General features: G+C 55.9%; 12 protein-coding genes. 7 read left to right on the forward strand and 5 right to left on the reverse strand.

Translation table 11 applies throughout. From position 1 onward, the window contains the following. From Q31a_RS11990 to Q31a_RS12000, 3 genes are all read right to left on the reverse strand, one after another. Entirely contained in the window at positions 1 to 1,023 is a 1,023-nt protein-coding gene (locus Q31a_RS11990) for a DUF58 domain-containing protein (protein WP_145077857.1), read from the reverse strand. 2 nt (positions 1,024 to 1,025) lie between these two features. After that, positions 1,026 to 2,012: an AAA family ATPase gene (locus Q31a_RS11995; protein WP_145077859.1), complete on the reverse strand. Its 987-nt coding sequence runs from the start codon at positions 2,010 to 2,012 to the stop codon at positions 1,026 to 1,028. 877 nt (positions 2,013 to 2,889) lie between these two features. Next, complete coding sequence (locus Q31a_RS12000) at positions 2,890 to 3,726, reverse strand: sensor histidine kinase (protein WP_231691166.1); 837 nt, start codon at positions 3,724 to 3,726, stop codon at positions 2,890 to 2,892. A gap of 939 nt (positions 3,727 to 4,665) precedes the next feature. Between Q31a_RS12000 and Q31a_RS12005 the strand changes: the two genes are divergently transcribed. Further along, a complete protein-coding gene (locus tag Q31a_RS12005; protein WP_231691167.1) occupies positions 4,666 to 6,696 on the forward strand; it encodes a prolyl oligopeptidase family serine peptidase in 2,031 nt (676 codons plus the stop codon). Positions 6,697 to 6,879: 183 nt separating this feature from the next. On the opposite strand, the gene Q31a_RS12010 is transcribed toward Q31a_RS12005, so the two are convergent. Then, on the reverse strand, positions 6,880 to 7,719 hold the full coding sequence (locus tag Q31a_RS12010; RefSeq protein ID WP_197356767.1) for a DUF4339 domain-containing protein: 840 nt from the start codon (positions 7,717 to 7,719) through the stop codon (positions 6,880 to 6,882). A 79-nt stretch (positions 7,720 to 7,798) separates the two neighbouring features. Continuing rightward, a complete protein-coding gene (locus tag Q31a_RS12015; RefSeq protein ID WP_197356768.1) occupies positions 7,799 to 8,791 on the reverse strand; it encodes a cytochrome c in 993 nt (330 codons plus the stop codon). An 893-nt stretch (positions 8,792 to 9,684) separates the two neighbouring features. Here Q31a_RS12015 and Q31a_RS12020 point away from each other — a divergent pair. From Q31a_RS12020 to Q31a_RS12045, 6 genes are all read left to right on the forward strand, one after another. Beyond that, the gene (locus tag Q31a_RS12020; protein ID WP_197356769.1) at positions 9,685 to 10,467 is read left to right on the forward strand and encodes an RNase H family protein; all 783 of its coding nucleotides are present in this window, start codon (positions 9,685 to 9,687) and stop codon (positions 10,465 to 10,467) included. A gap of 116 nt (positions 10,468 to 10,583) precedes the next feature. Next, the gene (gene glgB, locus Q31a_RS12025; RefSeq protein WP_145077870.1) at positions 10,584 to 12,797 is read left to right on the forward strand and encodes a 1,4-alpha-glucan branching protein GlgB; all 2,214 of its coding nucleotides are present in this window, start codon (positions 10,584 to 10,586) and stop codon (positions 12,795 to 12,797) included. A 45-nt stretch (positions 12,798 to 12,842) separates the two neighbouring features. Beyond that, on the forward strand, positions 12,843 to 13,592 hold the full coding sequence (locus tag Q31a_RS12030; RefSeq protein WP_145077872.1) for a magnesium transporter CorA family protein: 750 nt from the start codon (positions 12,843 to 12,845) through the stop codon (positions 13,590 to 13,592). Positions 13,593 to 13,727: 135 nt separating this feature from the next. After that, positions 13,728 to 15,509 carry an alpha/beta hydrolase-fold protein gene (locus tag Q31a_RS12035; protein ID WP_145077874.1) on the forward strand — a complete coding sequence of 594 codons (1,782 nt, stop codon included), beginning with the start codon at positions 13,728 to 13,730 and terminating at the stop codon, positions 15,507 to 15,509. A gap of 99 nt (positions 15,510 to 15,608) precedes the next feature. Beyond that, positions 15,609 to 16,697, forward strand: a complete 1,089-nt coding sequence (locus tag Q31a_RS12040; RefSeq protein ID WP_145077877.1) for an acyl-CoA dehydrogenase family protein — start codon at positions 15,609 to 15,611, stop codon at positions 16,695 to 16,697. 531 nt (positions 16,698 to 17,228) lie between these two features. Beyond that, a complete protein-coding gene (locus Q31a_RS12045) occupies positions 17,229 to 20,204 on the forward strand; it encodes an FtsK/SpoIIIE family DNA translocase (protein WP_145077879.1) in 2,976 nt (991 codons plus the stop codon). Positions 20,205 to 20,285 lie beyond the last annotated feature (81 nt).

Here is a 20,285-nt window from a genome sequence, read left to right on the forward strand (position 1 = left end):
CTATCGCCTTCTCCTTTCACGCATCTTAAAAAACTTAGCCAGTGGATCTACGATCGACTGGGATGCGTCGATGTGAATGAAATCGATCTTGGCCGAGCGAAATTCACTTTGCAGAGTAGCCACACGTGTTTCTGCCTGCCGCTTCAAATTGACTCGGAAGTTGGCCGAACCGGTATCGATCTCTCGCGTCTGCCCCGTTTCGGGATCGACGATTGTCAGCAAGCCGACGTTGGGCATCTCCAGTTCTCGAGGATCGGTAATCAGCACTGCAATCACATCATGTTTGCGGGCGGCCATGCGCAGCGATCGTAGGTAATCGTCATCAAAAAAATCGCTGACCACGAAGCACACCGCTTTTCGCTTGGTGACCGACATTAGGAATTCGACGGCGCCAGCGATGTTGGTCGATTGCCGTGCGCTGGCGGAACCTCCTGCTGCAGCATTCCAACCACGACGCGCACCAAACGGGAGCCAACGTAGGAGCCGTTTCCCGTGCGATGGTCTCCGCAAGCTGCGCGCGGTTGAGCGGTCTGCGTCGCGACCAGCCACCGAACTGGCTTGGGACTCATGCGCAAGGACTTCACGGACAACGCGGAGGGAGTGCTTCTGGCCCTTTCGAGCCGGAATGTATTGTTCGATCCCGCCGTGGAACAGCGTCAACCCGACCTTGTCGTCGTTGAACGTCGCCGAGAAGGCGAGGAGGGCACAAAGCTCGGCCGTGGCCTCGCGTTTAGACTTGCTGCCCGAGCCGAATTCTTGGGATGCGGAGACGTCGGCCATGAGCATGAGGGTCAATTGCCGCTCTTCAACATAGCGTTTGACGTAGGGTTCCCCCATCCGCGCAGTAACATTCCAATCGATGGTTCGAATCTCGTCTCCGGGGACGTAGGGCCGAACCTCATCAAACTCGATGCCGCGACCTTTGAAGACAGAGGAATACTGTCCCGCCAGGACATCGGCAACTTGCCGTCCGGTTCGAACTTGGATTTCACGAACCCGTTTTAGAACTTCTCGCGCTAACATCGCTACGGCACTGGGACATTATCGAGGATCTGGCGGATGATGTCATCGTTGGACTTTCCTTCCGCCTCTGCTTCGTAGGTCAAGATGATGCGATGCCGCAAAATCTCCGGTGCAACACTCTTAACGTCATGGGGAGTCACGTAGCTACGGCCCTGCAGGAAGGCATGTGCCTTGGAGGCTTTCATGAGGCTGATGGAGGCTCTCGGGCTGGCTCCGGTCTCTATCATTCCGTCCAGATCGGTAATCCCGTATTCCTGGGGTTGCCGCGTTGCTCGGGCGACGTCGACTAAATAGTCACGCACCTTCTCGTCAATCCAGATTTGGTTCACCGTGTTCCGAGCATTGAGAATATCTTGCGGTGTTGCTACGCGTCGGATTTCAGGAATGGCTTGCCCGCTGGCCATGCGATCAACGACTTTTCGCTCCTCTTCTTTCGAGGGATATCCCACGATGACCTTCAGCATAAAGCGATCGACTTGTGCCTCAGGCAATGGATAGGTGCCCTCTTGCTCGATGGGGTTCATCGTGGCCAGTACTAGAAACGGCTCTTCCAGAAGGTAGGTTTGCCCGCCGATGGTTCCCTGTCGCTCCTGCATGGCTTCCAGCAGGGCCGCTTGTACCTTGGCAGGAGCGCGGTTGATCTCATCCGCAAGAACCAGATTGGAGAAAATGGGGCCCTTGCGGACCACGTAAGTCGCTTCCTTGGGATTGAAGATTTCCGTCCCGATCACGTCCGCCGGTAGCATGTCTGGAGTGAACTGAATGCGTGAGAACCCCGTGTCGATGGCTTGGGCGAGGCTGCGGATCGTCAACGTTTTGGCGAGCCCAGGAAGGCCCTCAAGCAGCACGTGGCCGCCGGTGAGAAGGCCGATCAACAGGCGCGACACCATATGATCTTGGCCGACCAGCACGCGGCCAATTTCATCTTTCAAATTGTTACAAATTTGGGTTTGTTGCTTAATTTGCTCGTCGAGTTGTGGTGTCGACATTGGAAAATCAACGACTCCAAAAAATGGTGATATTTGAGTTGAGAGCGGTCTGCACGAGCCGCCGTAGCCATGGTTTTCCCACGTGGTCTGCCCGGGTTGGGGAACTGTCTGCTGGCGTAGGCCAGTTGGGACTCGATCACGCTGGGCGTTACTATGTCAGCGAGCCGTTTCGCGGCCAACCTACAGTAACTGATTTTGCCGAAATATCGAAGCGGGGTAAACGCGAATGTTGGAGGCTGGTGGTCCACGCTTGGCTGCGAATTTCTACGCGAAAGAACGCGAGGAGGTTCGTCCGGGCGAAGACAGTCGTAGAGATCGTGCTTTAGATTGAATCAACGCGAGGGAGAAGCCGGCGCAGGATTCGTCGGGATTTTCAGAGTTCCGTGCGGGGGCGAAGGAATTCTGGCGGAATTTCGCGATCCGAAACCGCAAGTCGGGCACGGCAAGCTGGGCATGACGCGATTGCCGGCGGTTTACGCGAGAAGAGGTGGTTTGGGGGGAGGATCGTCCAGGCGTAGCAATTCTAGTCCGCGACAGGCGGGCTTGCGAACGCGACTCCCGCCGTCGGAGCGAGCGGCAGATGGATATCTACCGCTCGTCTCACCGCTGCTCGGTCCCGCACTACTACTGCTTCGTCTAGAGAGACGGAAAACAGAGTGACCTTGTCGCCTGCATGACCTAGGCTCAGCCCAAGGGGGGGCGATCCTAAGTAGCTCGCATGTTGAGTCGCGAGTGGTTCGAGCGACAGATTCCTGCGTTAACGGACCTGTGGCGTTGGACGCATCCCCGATTCGCCGAACGTGCATGCTGGTCACGATGAACATCACAGTCGGTGCTAGTACCACACCAACCCGATCGTCAAATTTGGGCTAGGCACTTAGGTCAGCAGGGAAGCTCGCTTGGGAGCGGGTTGGTCGGTGGCTGGGAGACGAATCATGAACGCGGTACCCTTGCCAACGGTACTTTCCACGCGAATTCTACCCTTGTGCGCGTCGATCGTTTCCTTGCAGCTCGAAAGTCCCACACCGGTACCGCCTTTGCCGGTTGAATCTGGTCCCAATTTAGTGCTGAAAAAAGGCTCAAAGATCTTGGGGAGGACCTGAGGAGGAATGCCTGTGCCAGTGTCCCGAATCGTCATTAGCACTTCGTTCGTGGCGGGATCCGTTGTGAGAGAGACGCGGACCTGTCCCTGTTCGGGGGTGGCCTGCCGGGCGTTGACTAGTAGGTTGACAATGACGCGTTGCAGGTCGCTAGCCGAGCCCAAGACGGCGGGGACGTCCTCCAAGGAAACATCCAATGCGATGCGAAACTTGCGGAATTCACGCTCCAACAGCAGTAGGGTGTCTTCGATGAGTTGCTTCAGGCAGGTCGGCTCGTGAGCACCGCTGCGACTGCGGGCCATCGACAATACACTGTTGGTCACTTTGGCGGCGCGGGTTGCCGCATCGTAGATTCGCTGAAAGGCTTTATCGCGAGAGGCATTGTCTTGGTTTCGCATCCCAACTTTGGCATAGTTCAAGATGGTCATCAAGAGATTATTGAATTCGTGAGTCGTGGTGCTCGTGAGTTCGCCCAACGCGGCCATCCGCTGCGAATGCTCGAGTTGAGCCTGCAACGCTTGAATGACGTCCGCAGACTGGTTCCCACCGGTTTGGACCGGCCCAATGGATGCTTGATGAGGTACGGCGTTGGGCGTGTTCGTCATCGATTGCATTGCATTCCCTGGCTTGAGTCGTTAATTCGGTCGTCATCAGACGGTTGAGCCGTGGCAGGCGGATGTCCGCTACAGGCCCGATAATTGGTATCGGTTGCCTGATTGAAACGACTGCAGCCAACTCAGGGGGACTCGCGGTGGGAAACAAATTGTGGCTGACATCAATTGCCGAGCATCCCAGGACGCCCGCTTGCGCAGAGTTGACGCAAGTTGGCTGAGACGCCTGACCGGTAGATTTCGCCAATAGTGCCGGGTTGCAGTGAACTTTCGCTGGCAAACGATGCTAGATTTGCTCAAGTTCGAGGGAGTGCGCCAAGCGTAGGGAGTGCGCCTAGCGTTAGGAATCAACCGCTGTCGTCACTCCCTGGTTTCCTAGACTTCCCCTTTCCTAGAGTTAGCACATTTAGCATGGGGATTGGGAAACGCAGTGCGTCACCTGGAGGATTGGCAGGTCGCTCATGGTTCGCTTCTGCCCAAATTGGAGAGTTGCCGGCCAGGGGAGGTTGAGGTCCGGTGATGCCTCCCGTTAGGCTAATCTTGGGGCGAGCGTGGGATGGAGTCAGAGTTGTCGGAAGTTCGAAGGGAAGAATTCTTGGAGCAGTCCAGATAGATTTCCCCTGCTGGCTGTGCCCCGTATGGGCGGGCTGGCTTTTTTCACCGGCGATGGCTCGTCGGACAGGCCCATAGTGGCGTCCAGTAAGCTAAGTGGCGTCCGGTACGTTAAACTGATGACCTTCGTCGGCTAGGCCAAGATTAAACATGTGTGGACCACGCAGTGCTGGTTCGAGTTTTCCTTTTTAGGTGCTAGTTTTTCATTGCAATAAAGTTTGGAGTGACCAAGCCATGAGGTGCTATTGTTTACTAGGTATTTGCCTGCTTGTTCTGCATTCGAGTGTCTGGGCACAAGTGCCCGAAATCACGGAACGAAAGGTTTCTGAAGTGACTGAGACAGAAGATCCTTACCTTTGGCTGGAAGATGTAACCGCCGAAAAATCGCTGGAATGGGTGCGAGCCAGAAACGAGAAAACGCAGACACATTTGGAGGCGCGGCCGGAATTCGCAGACTTGAATCGCGATTTGTTGGCGATTCTGGATTCCGATGAGCGAATTCCCTTTGTCTCCAAAGCTGGTGAGTACTACTACAACTTTTGGCGGGATAAAGACCACACGCGAGGAATTTGGCGGCGCACCACCTTGGCAGAATACCGCAAGGCCAGTCCCGCATGGGAATTGGTTCTGGACCTCGACGCATTGGCAGAGCAGGAGGACGAAAATTGGGTGTGGGATGGGGCACAAATACTTCGCCCAGACCTCGACTTGGCGCTCATCGACTTGTCCCGTGGCGGCGCGGATGCGTCGGTCACGAGGGAGTTCGATCTAAGCAAGAAGTCATTTGTCAGCGACGGATTTTCGCGTCCCGAAGCCAAGGGGGGCATGGACTGGATCGACCGCGATACCGTCTTTGTGTTTACCGATTTCGGTAGCGGCTCAATGACTTCTTCAGGCTATCCACGCATTGTCAAACGCTGGGAACGCGGCACGCCTCTGGACGCAGCCAGCGTAGTCTATGAGGGGACGGATGCCGACATGTACATCTCGGCCAGCCACGACGACTCCCCAGGTTACGAGCGAGACTTCGTCAGTCGCACGATTGCCTTTTACAACAATGAGCTTTACCTCCGCAGCGACTCCGGGGAACTGACGAAGGTCGACGCGCCGAACAGCGCCAGCAAGAGTGTACACCACCAATATCTCCTGCTCGAATTGCGGGATGCTTGGACGGTGAATGGGCAGGAATTCGTGCCGGGCTCGCTGTTGCTGACTTCCTTCGACGACTTCATGGCTGGGCAGCGGGAGTTTGAAGTGCTATTTGAGCCGACCGACAATAGCTCGCTGGCCAGCTTTAGCGCTACTCGCGATTTCCTGGTCTTAAACGTTTTGGAAGATGTGAAGAATCGCCTGTACGTGATGAAGCCGACTGCAGCAGGATGGCAGAAGTCCGCTTTACGCGGTGCGCCGCAGATTGGAACCGTGGGCGTTAGCGCGGTTGATTCCGACCACTCGAATGCGTATTGGATGACGTCCAGCGACTACCTGACCCCGACGACCTTGTACTATGGAGAGTTGGGTGAAGAGCCAGAGCAACTCAAGCAACTCACTCCTCAATTTGATGCGACCGGGCTGCAGGTATCCCAACATTTTGCTACCAGTCGCGATGGCACCCAAGTTCCCTATTTTATGGTGTCGAAAGAGAATTTGGAGCGAAACGGTAGCCAGCCGACCTTGCTCTACGGTTACGGTGGATTCGAAATCTCACTGACTCCAGGCTACAACGCGAGTGTGGGACGCGCCTGGACAACGCAGGGCGGAGTCTATGTCGTCGCCAATATTCGTGGAGGTGGCGAGTACGGACCACGTTGGCATCAAGCGGCGCTTAAGAAGAATCGATTGCGAGCCTACGAAGATTTTGCTGCAGTGGCCGAAGATCTAATCCAGCAGAAAATCACGTCGACCCAGCATCTGGGAATTCAGGGTGGGTCCAATGGCGGCTTGCTCGTGGGAAATATGATTGCGCTCTACCCCGAGCTTTTTTCGGCAGCTGTGTGCCAAGTTCCGTTGCTGGACATGAAACGCTACCATTTGCTGCTGGCCGGAGCCAGTTGGATGGCCGAATATGGGAATCCTGATGCCGACGGGGAATGGGATTTTATTAAGACCTATTCTCCTTATCAAAACGTCGATGCCGACACTGAGTATCCGGCGGTTCTCTTCACCACGTCGACTCGGGACGATCGGGTGCACCCAGGCCACGCGCGGAAGATGATGGCACGCATGGAGTCGCAGGGCCATGACGTTTCTTACTACGAGAATATCGAAGGAGGTCATGGCGGCGCTGCAAACAACAAGCAACGGGCCTACATGCAGTCGCTGGCCTATACATTTTTGCGCGAACGACTCTTTCAAGAATAACAGGCTGGCAGCAAGTCCCACTCGTCAACCCTGACGATGGCGTTTGCCTGACTGGCTTGTCCGTTCAACCAGCTGCTTGCCCCCTACGGGCGGGAACACGCGCGATCAACCAGACGTCCCACTACGCGGTGCTCTTACAGTACCCGTAGTGTGGCGGGTGGGAGCGGTCGTGAAACTGGCCTGCTAGCTGCCGCTTCCCTGCAAGACTAAGACGGTAATTAATGCGGTCACCAACACAACGGCGATGACGATCAAGCTGATGATCATGATCTTGTAGTTCTGGCGTTTCTTGTTTCGCCGTTTCAACTGCTTCATCTCTCCGCTACCACCGACCACCGGCGAACTGGGCGGAGGGGCGCTTTGCGCGGAGGAGGTCGAGGCTGGGACACCGCCATTGGTGGATGTTTGGAATGCAGGGATACTTGCAAAGTAGTCTGCCAATACGCCGGAGGCAGGTTGCCAATCCTGCCAGCCCTCACGCCATACCAGTGCGCCGGGACTGATGCGATTCTCGGTCAGCCATTGCAGCATCGTCGATTGATCGGCGGGGCCAAATTGTCCGCCAGATTCAGGGCGTATAAACCAACTGGCCGTTGGGTTTTCCTGCAATGCACTGGGGGTTAGAGGGGCGGCGGGAGGTGGAGGTGTTGGGGGGGCTAGAGTCGCTGTTGAGTTTTCCCCTGAGGCGGAAGAAGGCGTTGGGACCGGTGGTTGTTCATGCGCTACCTCTGCCGTGGAGATTTGTGGTGCCGAGGAGTTGTCGGTGGGGGCCTGAGAGCTCGCAGCACCGGGAACGGGACTCGGTTCTACGGAGGCTCCGGTCGGGGCCGGCTGCGAGGTGGATGCAGCCTGCGTTTGCAATGAGGGTGCGCGCGGTTCTTCCAGCGGTAAAGAACTCGGGTGGTCCTGAAGTGGAACACGGAATTTACCGTGGCATTTCGGACATTTACCCCGTTTGCCAGCTTGGAAATCTTTGACGTGCAGTTCCTGTTCGCAGTGATGGCACTGGAAACGAATACCCACTCTTACACACTCCCAATTGTCAGTAGTAGCTGGAAACCGACATCTCATTGAGTCGATGTTGAACAATTCCAACTTGGGTTTAACGGAAACTATCATGGCAGTTGGTGCAAGAGCTGCCAATACGCCCGCTGGCTTGTCGAGCTAATTCTGCATCCCCCGTTTTGACGGCCAACTGAATCTCGAGCGCGGCAGCGATCATCTGCTGGGCAAATTCCTGATAATCTGCATCGGTTGCATCCGGCATCTCCTCCTGCAAGGAGGCCTTGCCGAGGACGGCTATTAGCTCGGCATAACGTTGTAGCAATTCCTTGTCCTGTTCAAACGCTTTGGGGCTGGCGCTGTAGGTTGTGATATGCTCTTGGTAGGCCCATTCCAAAAGTTGCATCAGGGGGATGCGGTCGATTAACTGTGCCCAATCGACGTCGGATTTGGCGGTATAAGACAATTGAGTACCGCTCAACAAGTCTCCCAAATCCAGCATCCGATTCTTGGCTTCACTGTAGACCTGCTGAGATCCGATCTTGGTATTGGCCGCAACCCGGGCCATCAGCTCGCGCGCCGCTGGCGCACTCTGCTTCCAGCGCACTTCACTCGGGTATTTTTCGATGATGGCGAACAGGAGTGCTTGGAGCGAGAATTCCTTTCGAGCCACTGCGTAACCCCCAGCAACAAATGCCGGCTGGGTAGTAACGACCTTGTCGAGTCGCAACTTTGAACCCTTGATGAGATCTTCGATGGCCGTTGGCGAGATCAGACGCTCCCAAGCTTGCGGATCGACGGCGTTCGAGGAGGGCGTTGCGTTGTTTGCTGCAGAGTTCCCCGAAGTGGGAGAGCCACTGGCCACGCTACGAGTCGCTTGAGCCTGCGGGAGCTCTCCGCGCAGCATGCTGGCAGGATCCGCATAGAACACGGAATCGAATTGAGCACTTTCAAAATTCGGTGGAGCGCTCCGCAAAGGCTTGGTTGTCGATTGACTCCAGAGCGAGGATGTGGGGAGCCACAGGCTACCCATGGCAATGCAGAGGTACCGGAGGCACGCGAACAGATGACCACAATGGAGCTTGGGATGCATAGCGTCGTATCGAGCTTCCGCGAAAAGTAGATTTGACAATCGAGCAAGCGCTAGCATCTGCCTGCAGTGGACGGCCGTTAGCACCGGCTCCCATGAATGACTGCGCATTATGACTGGTAGAGTGCTCGCTCGCCAAGCAACTAAGCCTTGTGATTGTAGAAATTTGCGTGTATGGCCCCTCATTACCCTGCTGATACGTGCTTGAGCACCGAATACGCTAGGCACCCTGGGGAGTCTCACTCTGCCCCGTCCATGCAGGTGGCGTTGGAAACGGGAGCGAATTCACCGGCTGGAGACAAATGGCAACCATTGTTGGGGACACTTGCTACGCCCTCTCGCAGGAAGCTCTGTTGCGGCCGGAGCTGCAGCCTTAGCTCCGATTGTTGCAACCGATAATATCTGCAGATTAGGTAGGCCTTTAGGTGTAGGCAAACTATTAGGATGGAATTCGGTGGAGCAGTATTCGGGAGATGCTCGATAGCTGACTCTACACCAGCGATTGAGAGGGAGGATCTTTCGTACACCGCAGCTGGTGTGTGCTTAAAGGTGCGAAAGGTCAGCGTCCATGGATGGGGTTCGAGTTCTTACTGAGACTTTTACAGAAGTCGTATTAACACCTAAGCACCTCACGATGATGAGGTTCGCAAACGTTGCAAGCTCGAGGCACACAGCACAACGAGTCTTGAATGCACTGCAATCGACTGTGATGTAACACCGTGTTTGTAGGACGCTCAAGTGTTGTTCTCATTGATGCCAGGAGCAGCTCGAGGCTGTGATCGGCACTCGTGGTTTGGCGTTGGAAGTGTGAGATACGTAACTGGAATCGCAGTCAGGACTCAGGGAGTACGCATCGGTCGATGTGTCACATCCTTAGGAATCACAGGAGTCCCATCATGGTAATGGCGCAACCGCATTTTTTATTGTTTTGTGATACGCATTTAGCACAGCCGTCATCCTATGCAGACTCCGCGACGCCACGTCGCCTGGGAGTGGGGCGATGGCACTTTGTGTTGGAGCGGCTGGATGGGCCAGAACGCTTGGAGGTGGCAGACAGTGAGACCCAAGTCAATGGAGACCGGTTGGCACTCCTTTCGGTGGTGCGTGGTTTGGAGGCTCTCGAAGGGCCGAGCCAAGTCACCTTAGTTACGACCAGTCGCTATGTGTCGCGGGGGCTAAGATACGGATTGAATACGTGGAGAGAGTCGGATTATACGTGGGAGCGATTTGGAGTGCAGAAGCCGATCCGCAATGCGGATTTGTGGCAACGCATTGATCGAGCCATGGAGTATCACGCGATTATTTGCCGACTGATTCAATCCAATGTGCAGGCTCAGTCGCAAACGGGTCCGTCGGTTCAAGAGGCCGCACCAGCCGCCGGGGAAGTAGTTGTGCTCGGAGGAGACGCGAGCCAAGCAGATGCACGCAATTCCCTACCTGTGCAACAGGCGGCAGCGCGGTGTTACGAACCGGATACGACCAGGCCTGCCCTGGGGACGGTGGCAGGGCAGGGCAGGGGGGCGGAGGCTGTTCCGCCGCGGGAGGCCGAGCGTGGGAGGCAGATCTCCACGCTCCGCAACGTGACGAAAAATCAAGATCCTTGGTGGCAGATGGCTGCACCATGGATCAAATGGGCGAGGGGGCGGATGCAGCCTCGACCAGTGTTTTATGGGACATAACCCGCCGTAGTATGAAGGATTCGCATCGACTCGAAATCTTCTTCGAGCAGAGGTGACGAACATGCTAACGGACGGGGGCAATCGCGGTTATAACATTTAGTCAAACGGAGATTGATGTGCGAACTCAGCTTTCATTGCAAGGCGTAAGTCGCTTAGTAGAAGGAACTTTGGATAATCCGGCTCAATTGTTGGGGCCTCATCCCGTAACCTATGGGGATCGTCAAGCCATTTCGGTGCGAGCTTTTCTACCCGATAGCGAGCAAGTGTGGCTAGTGGACCATGAGCACCAGGATGTGCGACCGATGCGGCGCATCCACCCCTCCGGATTCTATGAAGCGATCCGGCCAATGGATGCTTCCAACAATAGAAATTACCGACTTCGAGTGGCCTCCAAGAGTGGCGAAATCATAGAAATGCACGATCCATACGCAGTTGAGCCGTTACTGACTGAATTCGATTTGTTCCTGTTTGGCGAGGGACGAAATTGGCAGATCTATAACAAAATGGGGGCGCATGCCCGCCAAGTGGATACCGTTTCTGGGGTGAATTTTGCCGTTTGGGCCCCCAATGCAGAGTCGGTGCAAGTCGTTGGCGATTTCAATCATTGGGAGGGCAGCCAGCACCCCATGCGGAAGCACATTCCGGCGGGTGTCTGGGAATTGTTTGTCCCCAATCTCAAACCGGGCGAAAAATACAAGTTCCGCGTAAAGATGGAAGGTGGTAACACGATCGATAAAACCGATCCATTTGGCTTTTACGCAGAATTGCCGCCTCGCACCGCCTCAATCGTCACATCGCTTGACGAGTACACGTGGCAAGACGAAGCGTGGCTTGATCGACGAAGTTCTCGCGATCCGTTGAAGGATGCGATGAATATCTACGAATTGCATCTGGGGAGCTGGAAGCGGGATGAGGCCGGACATCACGGCTGGATGAACTACCGCAAGATCGCTCATGAATTGGTGGACTACTGTACCGATATGGGGTTCACGCACGTCGAACTCATGCCGATCAGTGAACACCCCTTTACCGGCTCGTGGGGCTACCAAACCGTGGGTTATTACGGCATCACCAGCCGCTATGGTACGGCCGAAGACTTCATGTACTTCGTGGATCATTGCCACCAGCATGGAATTGGTGTCATCTTGGATTGGGTCCCAGCCCACTTCCCCAAAGACGGCCACGGGCTGCGACGCTTCGACGGTAGCGCGCTCTACGAACACTCCGATCCACGGCAGGGAGAGCATCCCGACTGGGGAACCATGATCTTCAATTATGGTCGGAATGAAGTGCGCAACTTCCTCATTTCCAATGCCTTGTTCCTGTATGACAAATATCATATCGATGGACTGCGCGTTGATGCTGTCGCTAGCATGCTCTATCTCGACTACAGTCGCAACGATGGAGAGTGGATTCCCAACGAGTATGGTGGGCGTGAAAACCTGGACGCGTTGCACATGTTGCGGGAGTTCAACGAGCAGTCGCATGACCAATACCCAGGGGTTCTGACATTGGCGGAAGAATCGACCGCCTGGCCGGGGGTGAGTCGTCCGGTCAGCACCGGTGGACTTGGGTTTTCGGTCAAGTGGAATATGGGGTGGATGAACGACACGTTGCGGTATTTCCGCCATGAGCCAATTCATCGGCAATACCACCACGACGAGCTGACTTTCAGCTTGATCTATGCCTTCACGGAAAACTTCACGCTGCCCCTGTCGCACGATGAAGTGGTGCACGGCAAGGGGTCGCTGATCAGCCAGATGTCGGGCGATCTGTGGCAGAAGTTCGCGAATTTGCGTTTGCTGTATTCCTACATGTGGACCCACCCTGGTAAGAAACTGCTGTTCATGGGAAGCGAATTCGCTCAGTGGCATGAATGGGATTACGATTCAGAGATCCAGTGGGACCTGCTGAAGTGGGATACGCACATGGGGGTCAAGAAAATGGTGAGCGATTTGAACCACTTGGTCATTCGTGAGCCAGCCCTGCACCAAGTCGATTTTACCGAAGAAGGGTTTGAGTGGATTGATTGCATGAACGCAGGCGACAGCGTGATTAGCTATATGCGAAAAGCGGAGGACTCTGACGACTTCGTCATCGTGGCTTGCAATTTCACTCCGGTTGTCCGTGAAGGCTATCGCATTGGAGCACCCCGAGCGGGTCGCTATCGCGAGATCTTCAATAGTGATTCCAGCTACTATTCGGGGAGCAATATCGGGAACGCACTTGGATGTGTGGCTACGAAAGACGGATACCATGGGCGCCCCGCTTCGCTATCCGTCAATCTTCCGCCACTGGCAACTGTAGTGCTCAAGCCCGATTGGAATTAGGTGGCAGGATTGCGGTAGCACTGGTGTTCATCGATGGTGAGTAAAATGCCCAGATCCCTAATCATTCCGCCAAATTGGCAATTGCCCGATGCACTGCGCAAGCGGGTCGGGAATGCCGCTGGACGGCAACGAATGATGCAGCATGAGCAGCAGCTATTGATCGTGGCTCACTTGGTTCCCGAACCAGGTGAGCACTCGCGGCGCGGAGTGTTGTTTTGGCGCGACGGGCAAGCGGAGTGGCACGCGAGCAATGGGGATCCCGGCAAGGTCGCTATTGACCAATTGCTGGGCAACTATGCGAAAGCCCTCGAGGTATTTGATGGCCAGGAGGCGCGGGCGAAGCGTGCCGATGAATATGTTCCAATCTTGGAGGGCCTGGCGCCCCTGTCGCGAGCGGTCCGAAATTTTTCGGACGTCTTGCAGGAGGCTCGACGTGCGGCCCCAGACTGTGATCAATTGATCGACGCGCGAGACCGGGCCTATGAGATCGCTCGGACTGCAGAACTGCTCTACCAAGACACCAAGAACTCCATGGATATTGCGGTGGTTCGTCGTGCGGAAGAGCAAGCCCTGGCCAGTCAGCGGACGACCGCTGCGGCGCACCGTTTGAACACCATGGCCGCCCTCTTCTTTCCCTTGGCCACGTTGGGCGCTATTTTTGGTACCACGTTGACCGAAAACTGGAGTTGGTCGTTTTCATCGGGCCCCTTCATTCTGTTCCTGTTGTCGGGGCTAGTCGCAGGTGTGGCTCTTGCTGTTTTTGTAAACCGGCCTGTTAAGACTAACGCGGACTAGGCAAGTCCCCGTGGAGGGCGGCCGTGTCGTTGGTGAGGCGGTTGTTGATTTTCTAGTCCTAATCGCAAATTCGAAGCCATTGCGGTAAAATCTAAGCAGACTGCCACCTGCCCTCAGAATCTCCTTGGTTTGCACATGCAATTTAAGCCCTCGATTTCGTCGTTTTCTCCATGGCGAAAAGCCGCTACTCGCTACTTCTTGTCCTGCTTGGTGGGAGCAATTTGTTGGCTTCCCTTAGCGGCCCGTGCGCAAGAGGAAAGCTACCCGGTCCCCCCCGAAGTCGAACAACAAGAGGGTGTACCCACTGGAAAGGTCGAGGGACCGTTCGACTTGACCAGCGAACTTTACCCGGGCACCACGCGACAGTATTGGGTGTACGTTCCGGCGCAGTACGATGCCGCCAAACCGGCATGCACCATGATTGTGCAAGATGGCTTGAACCGTGCCAAAGATTGGCGAATTCCACAGATCTGTGACACCCTGATTCACTCTCAGGAGATGCCGATCACGATCGGAATCTTCGTAACGCCGGGAATTGTTCCGGCCTCTCGTGAAAACGCCCAACCCAGATTCAACCGCAGTTTTGAGTACGATTCGCTCGGCGATCGCTATGCGAGGTTTTTACTGGAAGAACTGATTCCTGCAGTAAGCAAAAGCTACAACTTGAGCACCGATCCCAACGACCGCATGTTGGCGGGTGCGAGTTCGGGGGCTATTTGTGCTTTCAACGCTGCGTGGGAGCGTCCCGACGCGTTTCGCCGAGTTTATAGCACGATTGGTACCTACGTTGGCCTGCGTGGAGCCAACGAATTTCCCGTGCTGATTCGCAAGCTGGAACCCAAACCCATTCGCGTGTTTCTGCAAGACGGAAGCCACGATTTGAACATCTATGCTGGTGACTGGTGGCTCTCTAACCAGCAAATGTTGTCCGCTCTGACGTGGGCGGGCTATGATGTCGAACATGCATGGGGTGAGGGAGGACACAACGGAAAACACAGTGCATCCATTACTCCTCAGGCACTGAGATGGCTATGGCGCAATTATCCCGATCCCGTAACTGTCCCCAAGCAAGTGGGCACGCATCGCCGCATCGATGTTCTCGTGGCGAATTCGGGCTGGGAACAAGTGACATCGGGCCACGAATCAGCGGCTTCTCCCACCTGCAATGCTGAGGGAGAGCTGTTTTTCTGCGACTCCACGGTGGGGCGTATTTACCGAATTGGCGAAGATGGCAAGACTCGCATTTTTGCGGATCAAACCGGCAAGCTGGGAGCTCTTTCCTTTGGCCCAGATGGCAAGTTGTACGCCACCAAGGATCAAAAGCAAATTGTGCGATTCGATATGGACGGCAAGCAGTCTGTATTGCTGGCCGACAACCCCTGCCAAACGCTAGTGGCTCTACCTGAAGGGGTTTACTTTACCGACGCGGTCACGCCAGCGATCTGGTTCTGTTCCTACTCGGGGAGTGTTCAGAAGGCGTTGCCGCTTGTGGAACCGGTGTCGGCCATGGCCCCGACCACCGATCATGCATTCATGCACTTGCTTTCCTCTCAACAGCAGTACACGACCCACGCTCGGATTGGTACCGATGGCTCCCTGTCCCATCGCCAGCGATACGGGTATTTGCACATGCCCTACATGGAGCGCGATAGCGGTGCTCGAGCGATTGCCGTTGACGTGGAGAGCCGTGCTTTAGTGGCAACGACGCTCGGCATTCAAGTCCTTGACCAGTTGGGGAGAGTCAACTTGATCCTGAACAGACCTTCGCTCGATCCAATCAATGGCATGGCCTTTGGTGGGACGGCTCGGTCCACCTTGTACGTCGCTGCTGGTGGAAGTGTCTACAAACGAGTGCTGAACACCCGTGGGGAAGGAACTTCGGCTCAACCCGTGGAACCTCCCAAACCTGGACTGTGACGGTCTTTTCTGGGTGCAGTAGGTAGTAACGCTTCGTCGCGTGTGTCCTTCGCAGTGGGTGGCCTGCATCTCTTGGTAACTAACTCGTGGCGTTTCACTATGCGTAAGCTCGAAGAGCAGATTCAACTTCTCCCTTCTCCGGTGCAGCAGCTTTGCGAGCGGTTGGCGTCCGCAGCTGGTTCGCTGGATCAATCGGCGCAATGGCCAGCCGAGCAGTTGCAGTGGTGTGGTGAAGCTGGCGTATTCCGCTGGTTTGTTCCTACTGAGTTCGGTGGCGAAGGTTGGTCCGAGGAAGATCTGCTGACTGGCTATCTGGCACTCAGCCAGAGTTGCCTCACCACCACCTTTGTGCTAACCCAATGGCATGCAGCGTGTCGTCGGATTATCTCCAGCCCTAACATACAGTTGCGACGCCAGTTGCTGCCGCAGTTGGCCGATGGGAGTTTGTTTGCGACGGTGGGGATTAGTCATTTGACGACCAGTCGTCAGCATGTTGCACGCCCCGTGTTGACGGCAACTCCGACTCAGGATGGTGCCTACCTCCTCAATGGTTTTAGTCCTTGGGTGACGAGTGCCAGCACCGCAGGCTTGCTAGTCGTGGGAGCGACCCTAGAAGACAACACGCAAATGATCTGCGCGATTCCGAGCGACCGTGATGGACTGACAACTCATCCTGGCGAAAAGTTGGTGGCGTTGTCCTCCAGCTGTACCGATCGAGTGGATTTGAAGGAAGTGCGTATCGAAAGCGATGAGATCGTAGCCGGGCCGATAGCCAATGTGATGCAGGCAAATACAGGCGGTGGCGCGGGCGGTCTGCAGACTTCGACACTTGCCTTGGGATTGACCGTGGCAGCGGTCCAATCGATTTATCAGCAATCTGAGCAACGACCCGAGCTAAGTAGTATTGCAAAGAAGATGGCTAAAGATTCCTCCCAGCTCCTCGACGCTTTACGATTGCTGACGCTGGGGGCTCCCTGCCAAATGTCAGCTGGAGAACTCCGGCAACAGGCTAACTCTCTAGTTTTACGAAGCACCCAAGCAGCCTTGTCGGCAGCCAAGGGGGCCGGCTTCTTAGCATCGCATCCCACGGGGCGCTGGGCGCGCGAGGCGCTGTTCTTCCTCGTTTGGAGCTGTCCACAACCCGTTGCGGCCGCCAACATGTGCGAGCTGGCCCAATTGTGCGATTGAGGGATAGCGGAAGCATCCCATTTCCAGCGGTCTACTGGTTACCAGCAGACAAGTCGCAACGCAATCTCGTCTCCAGCATTCTAACAATGCACTCCCTTCTGTGGTTTACGGTGGTGTATCTAGCAGCCATGGTGGGGGCTCTTCCTCGCGGCCGCGATGTCCCGCTGTGGAGAGCTGCAAACCCGGGATGGGGCCAATAGCCTAGCTGGTGCGAGGACTAGTGGCAGCTTCCTGACCAGCCAACCAATGCATGTCCTAAGTGCGAGTCGTAGCGTTCGCAGCAGAAATAGCGATTTTTCCAACGCTTCCGATTGCGTTGACTCTGGCGTGGCCGGTGTTTGCGGACAAGTTTTACCGGCGGGATGACGATAGGTTTCGATGAGCAATGGCGTGTCAAGTTCGAGACGCCTAGGCTCCTCGGGTCACGGAAGATCTGGAATATCACGTCACGGCTGACACCCACGGTTGCCAGCCAGTGATAGATACAAGTTGGCAGCTCACGCATGCCCTTCTGGAGGCTCGTAACCCGCAATGACTGAACAGCGCCGCATTGAATTTGACATCGAAGCGCTTCTCTTGGCGGCGGTCTGCGTATTTCTTTGGCTGAGTCTCATCAGCTACGATCCGGCGGATTCGATAGGAACGATTCCCCAACCCCTTAGCATGCTGGTCACGATCGATGCGAGCGTGTATCCACCGAATGCTGAAATTGCCAATGCTTGTGGATGGATCGGTGCCCTGTGTGCGTCTGTCCTGGTGCAGACGTTAGGATTTGGCTCGATTGTCGTAACGCTCGGGCTCACGGTTCTAACGGTTTGGATGTTTCGAGTGCAGAACAACTATGTGCGTGCTTCGCGGCAGCTCGGCTGGATGTTCGTCATCGTAGCGGTTACGACATTCGTGACGCTCGTCGGTGCCCCTACCCCGTTAGCACCTGTAATTGGTCCCGGGGGATACTTGGGGGCTTTGACCGCGATTTGGTTGAATGAACACTTTGCCATTCTGGGAAGTCTAATCCTAACGTTGACCCTGCTGCTGGCTGGTTTGTTGCTGAGTACCGATTACGTCGTGGTGCGGGCGGCCAGTTACATGTTGATGGGGAGTGCGAGCGTAGCCTCCAGTGCGGCGGCAGCGACCAAGAAACGCGTCTCGATACCTGCCCCTGGACGTCCGGGCCGGCGGCCGCGCAGCGACGTGGAAGAGGGGCTGAAACTTGACGAGCCCGCACAGGGCGCGAAGTCCGGGCTGCCGCCAGTGCGAATTCGTGGACAGCAGGCTGACGATGTCGAAGCGAGTGTATCGGCCGCGGAAGCTCCTGCTGCTGCAGCGACAGGTTTGCTGGGGACGGCCAAAGCGATCGCAGGTGGGCTGCTGAAGCCAGCCGCTGCGATTGAGCCGGCGAGCGAGATCACAGGAGATGCTGCATCAACGACCACAGCCGCAGAGGTCGACGATGAGCTTGAGGAAGACTACGACGAAGAGTTTATCGAATCCGACGCGGTAGAATTTCGCGAAGTCGAGGTGGATGGGGAACTCCTGCACACTCGCGCAGATGATCCGCACGAATCGCTACCGGCGACGACGGAGGGGCCCCGAGTTCGGCCGCCGAAATCGAAGAGCAAAAAAGCCGAAAAGCAGGAGCTGAGCGACTCTCTAGCACATTTGGATGACACCAAACTGCCGGCTGGTGCGGAAGAATATGTATTGCCCGGAATCGATCTGTTGACCGAGAGTGACGATATCGATTTTGAGAGCCAAACGATTGAGGTCCGCCGCAAAGCGCAGATTCTCGAAGCTACCTTCAAAGACTTCGGGCTGAACGTGAAAGTCGTGGAAATCGAAACGGGGCCCGTAATCGCGCAGTACGAAATCGAATTGCAAGCTGGCTTGCGTCTTTCGAAGATTACCGGTCTGTCGGACGATTTGGCCATTGCACTTCGCGTACCGAGTGTACGGATCGTCGCCCCTATTCCAGGCAAGAATACCGTTGGGATTGAAGTTCCGAATGAGACGCGACAAGTGGTTCGATTGCGTGAAGTGATCGAAGAGCAGGGGGCCAAGGGAAAAAAAGCCAAGATTCCATTGTTTTTGGGCAAGGATGTGTCGGGTAACGCGCTGACCGCCGACTTAGCGAGTTTGCCTCACTTGCTAATTGCAGGTCGAACCGGTACCGGTAAATCTGTTTGCTTGAACGCAATCATCGCTTCGATCCTCATGACCAAGAAGCCCGATGAAGTCCGGATGCTGATGATCGACCCGAAAATGGTTGAGCTCAGTGGCTACGGGCGCTTGCCACACTTGATGCACCCCGTCGTCACCGACATGAAGAAGGCGGAAGCCATCTTGGCTTGGGCGGTCGACAAAATGGAGGAACGGTACTCACTTCTGGCGCGGGCCGGGGTGCGTCACCTAACCAGCTACAACGAGCTCGGACGCGAAGAGCTGCTCGATCGCTTGAAGCCAGAATCGGCCGAGGAAGAGGAGGCAATTCCCGATCACCTGCCCTTCATTGTCATTGTGGCGGACGAAATGGCCGACCTGATGATGACGGCCGGTAAGGAAGTCGAGCAGCATATTATTCGGCTTGCACAGAAGAGTCGTGCGGTAGGTATCCACCTCATCCTCGCCACGCAAAAGCCGACGGTGGATGTCATTACTGGCTTAATCAAGAGTAACCTGCCCGCCCGGATATCCTTTCAAGTTGCCAGTCGTACGGATAGCCGCGTGGTGTTGGATGAAATGGGAGCCGATAAGCTGCTGGGCAATGGAGATATGCTTTTCCTTTGGCCTGGAACGAGCATGCTGTTGCGTGGTCAGGGCACGTACCTGAGCGATGAGGAGATCAATGCCGTTGTCGATCACTGCAGCACGGGAGAGCAGAATTTTGTCAACGAGTTGGTCAACCTCAAGATTAACGATGAGGAAGGTGGCGAGGATGCAGCGCCAACCGCATTCAAGAAACGCGATGAACTCTATTCGGCCGCAGTTGACGTGGTCGTTCGCGAGGGACGCGGTAGTTGTTCCCTGTTGCAACGAGCCCTGGGAATCGGCTATGGCCGTGCCGCCCGCTTGATCGACTACATGGCCGAAGATGGGATTGTCGGGCAATACGCAGGTTCCCAAGCTCGGGATGTGACGATATCCGTCTCGGAATGGGAGGCCATGCAGTCCAGTGATGGGGCCTCGGGGCAGGCCGATGCCATTACGGCCATCAAGCCCCCAGCTAGAAGCAATAAAATCCGTCCCACGGAGGAGCCACCCGCGACCGATGCGCCGCAGCGCTCGGTCCCAGCATCCAAAATGTCCGCCATTTCAGCAGCTGCAGCGCCAGCGAAACGCTCCGTCGAGCCTCGCGCAGAACTCACGCCCGCTGAGGACGAGCAGTACGAGGATGAGCCAAGCGAAGAGGAGGATGAGTACGAGGAGGAGGATTCGCAGGAGGCAGCGGTCAAGACTGCGGCCGGAATGGAGTTGGACGATGAGGCGGAATACGAGGATTACGACTGATGCCAGGGCGGGGCAACGGGAGTCGCCATAGTGGGCCTTTCACACATCAGGCCGCTAGCCCCGGTGACCGTTGGGGCCGAA

The sequence above is a fragment of the Aureliella helgolandensis genome, from assembly GCF_007752135.1.
Classification (GTDB): domain Bacteria; phylum Planctomycetota; class Planctomycetia; order Pirellulales; family Pirellulaceae; genus Aureliella; species Aureliella helgolandensis.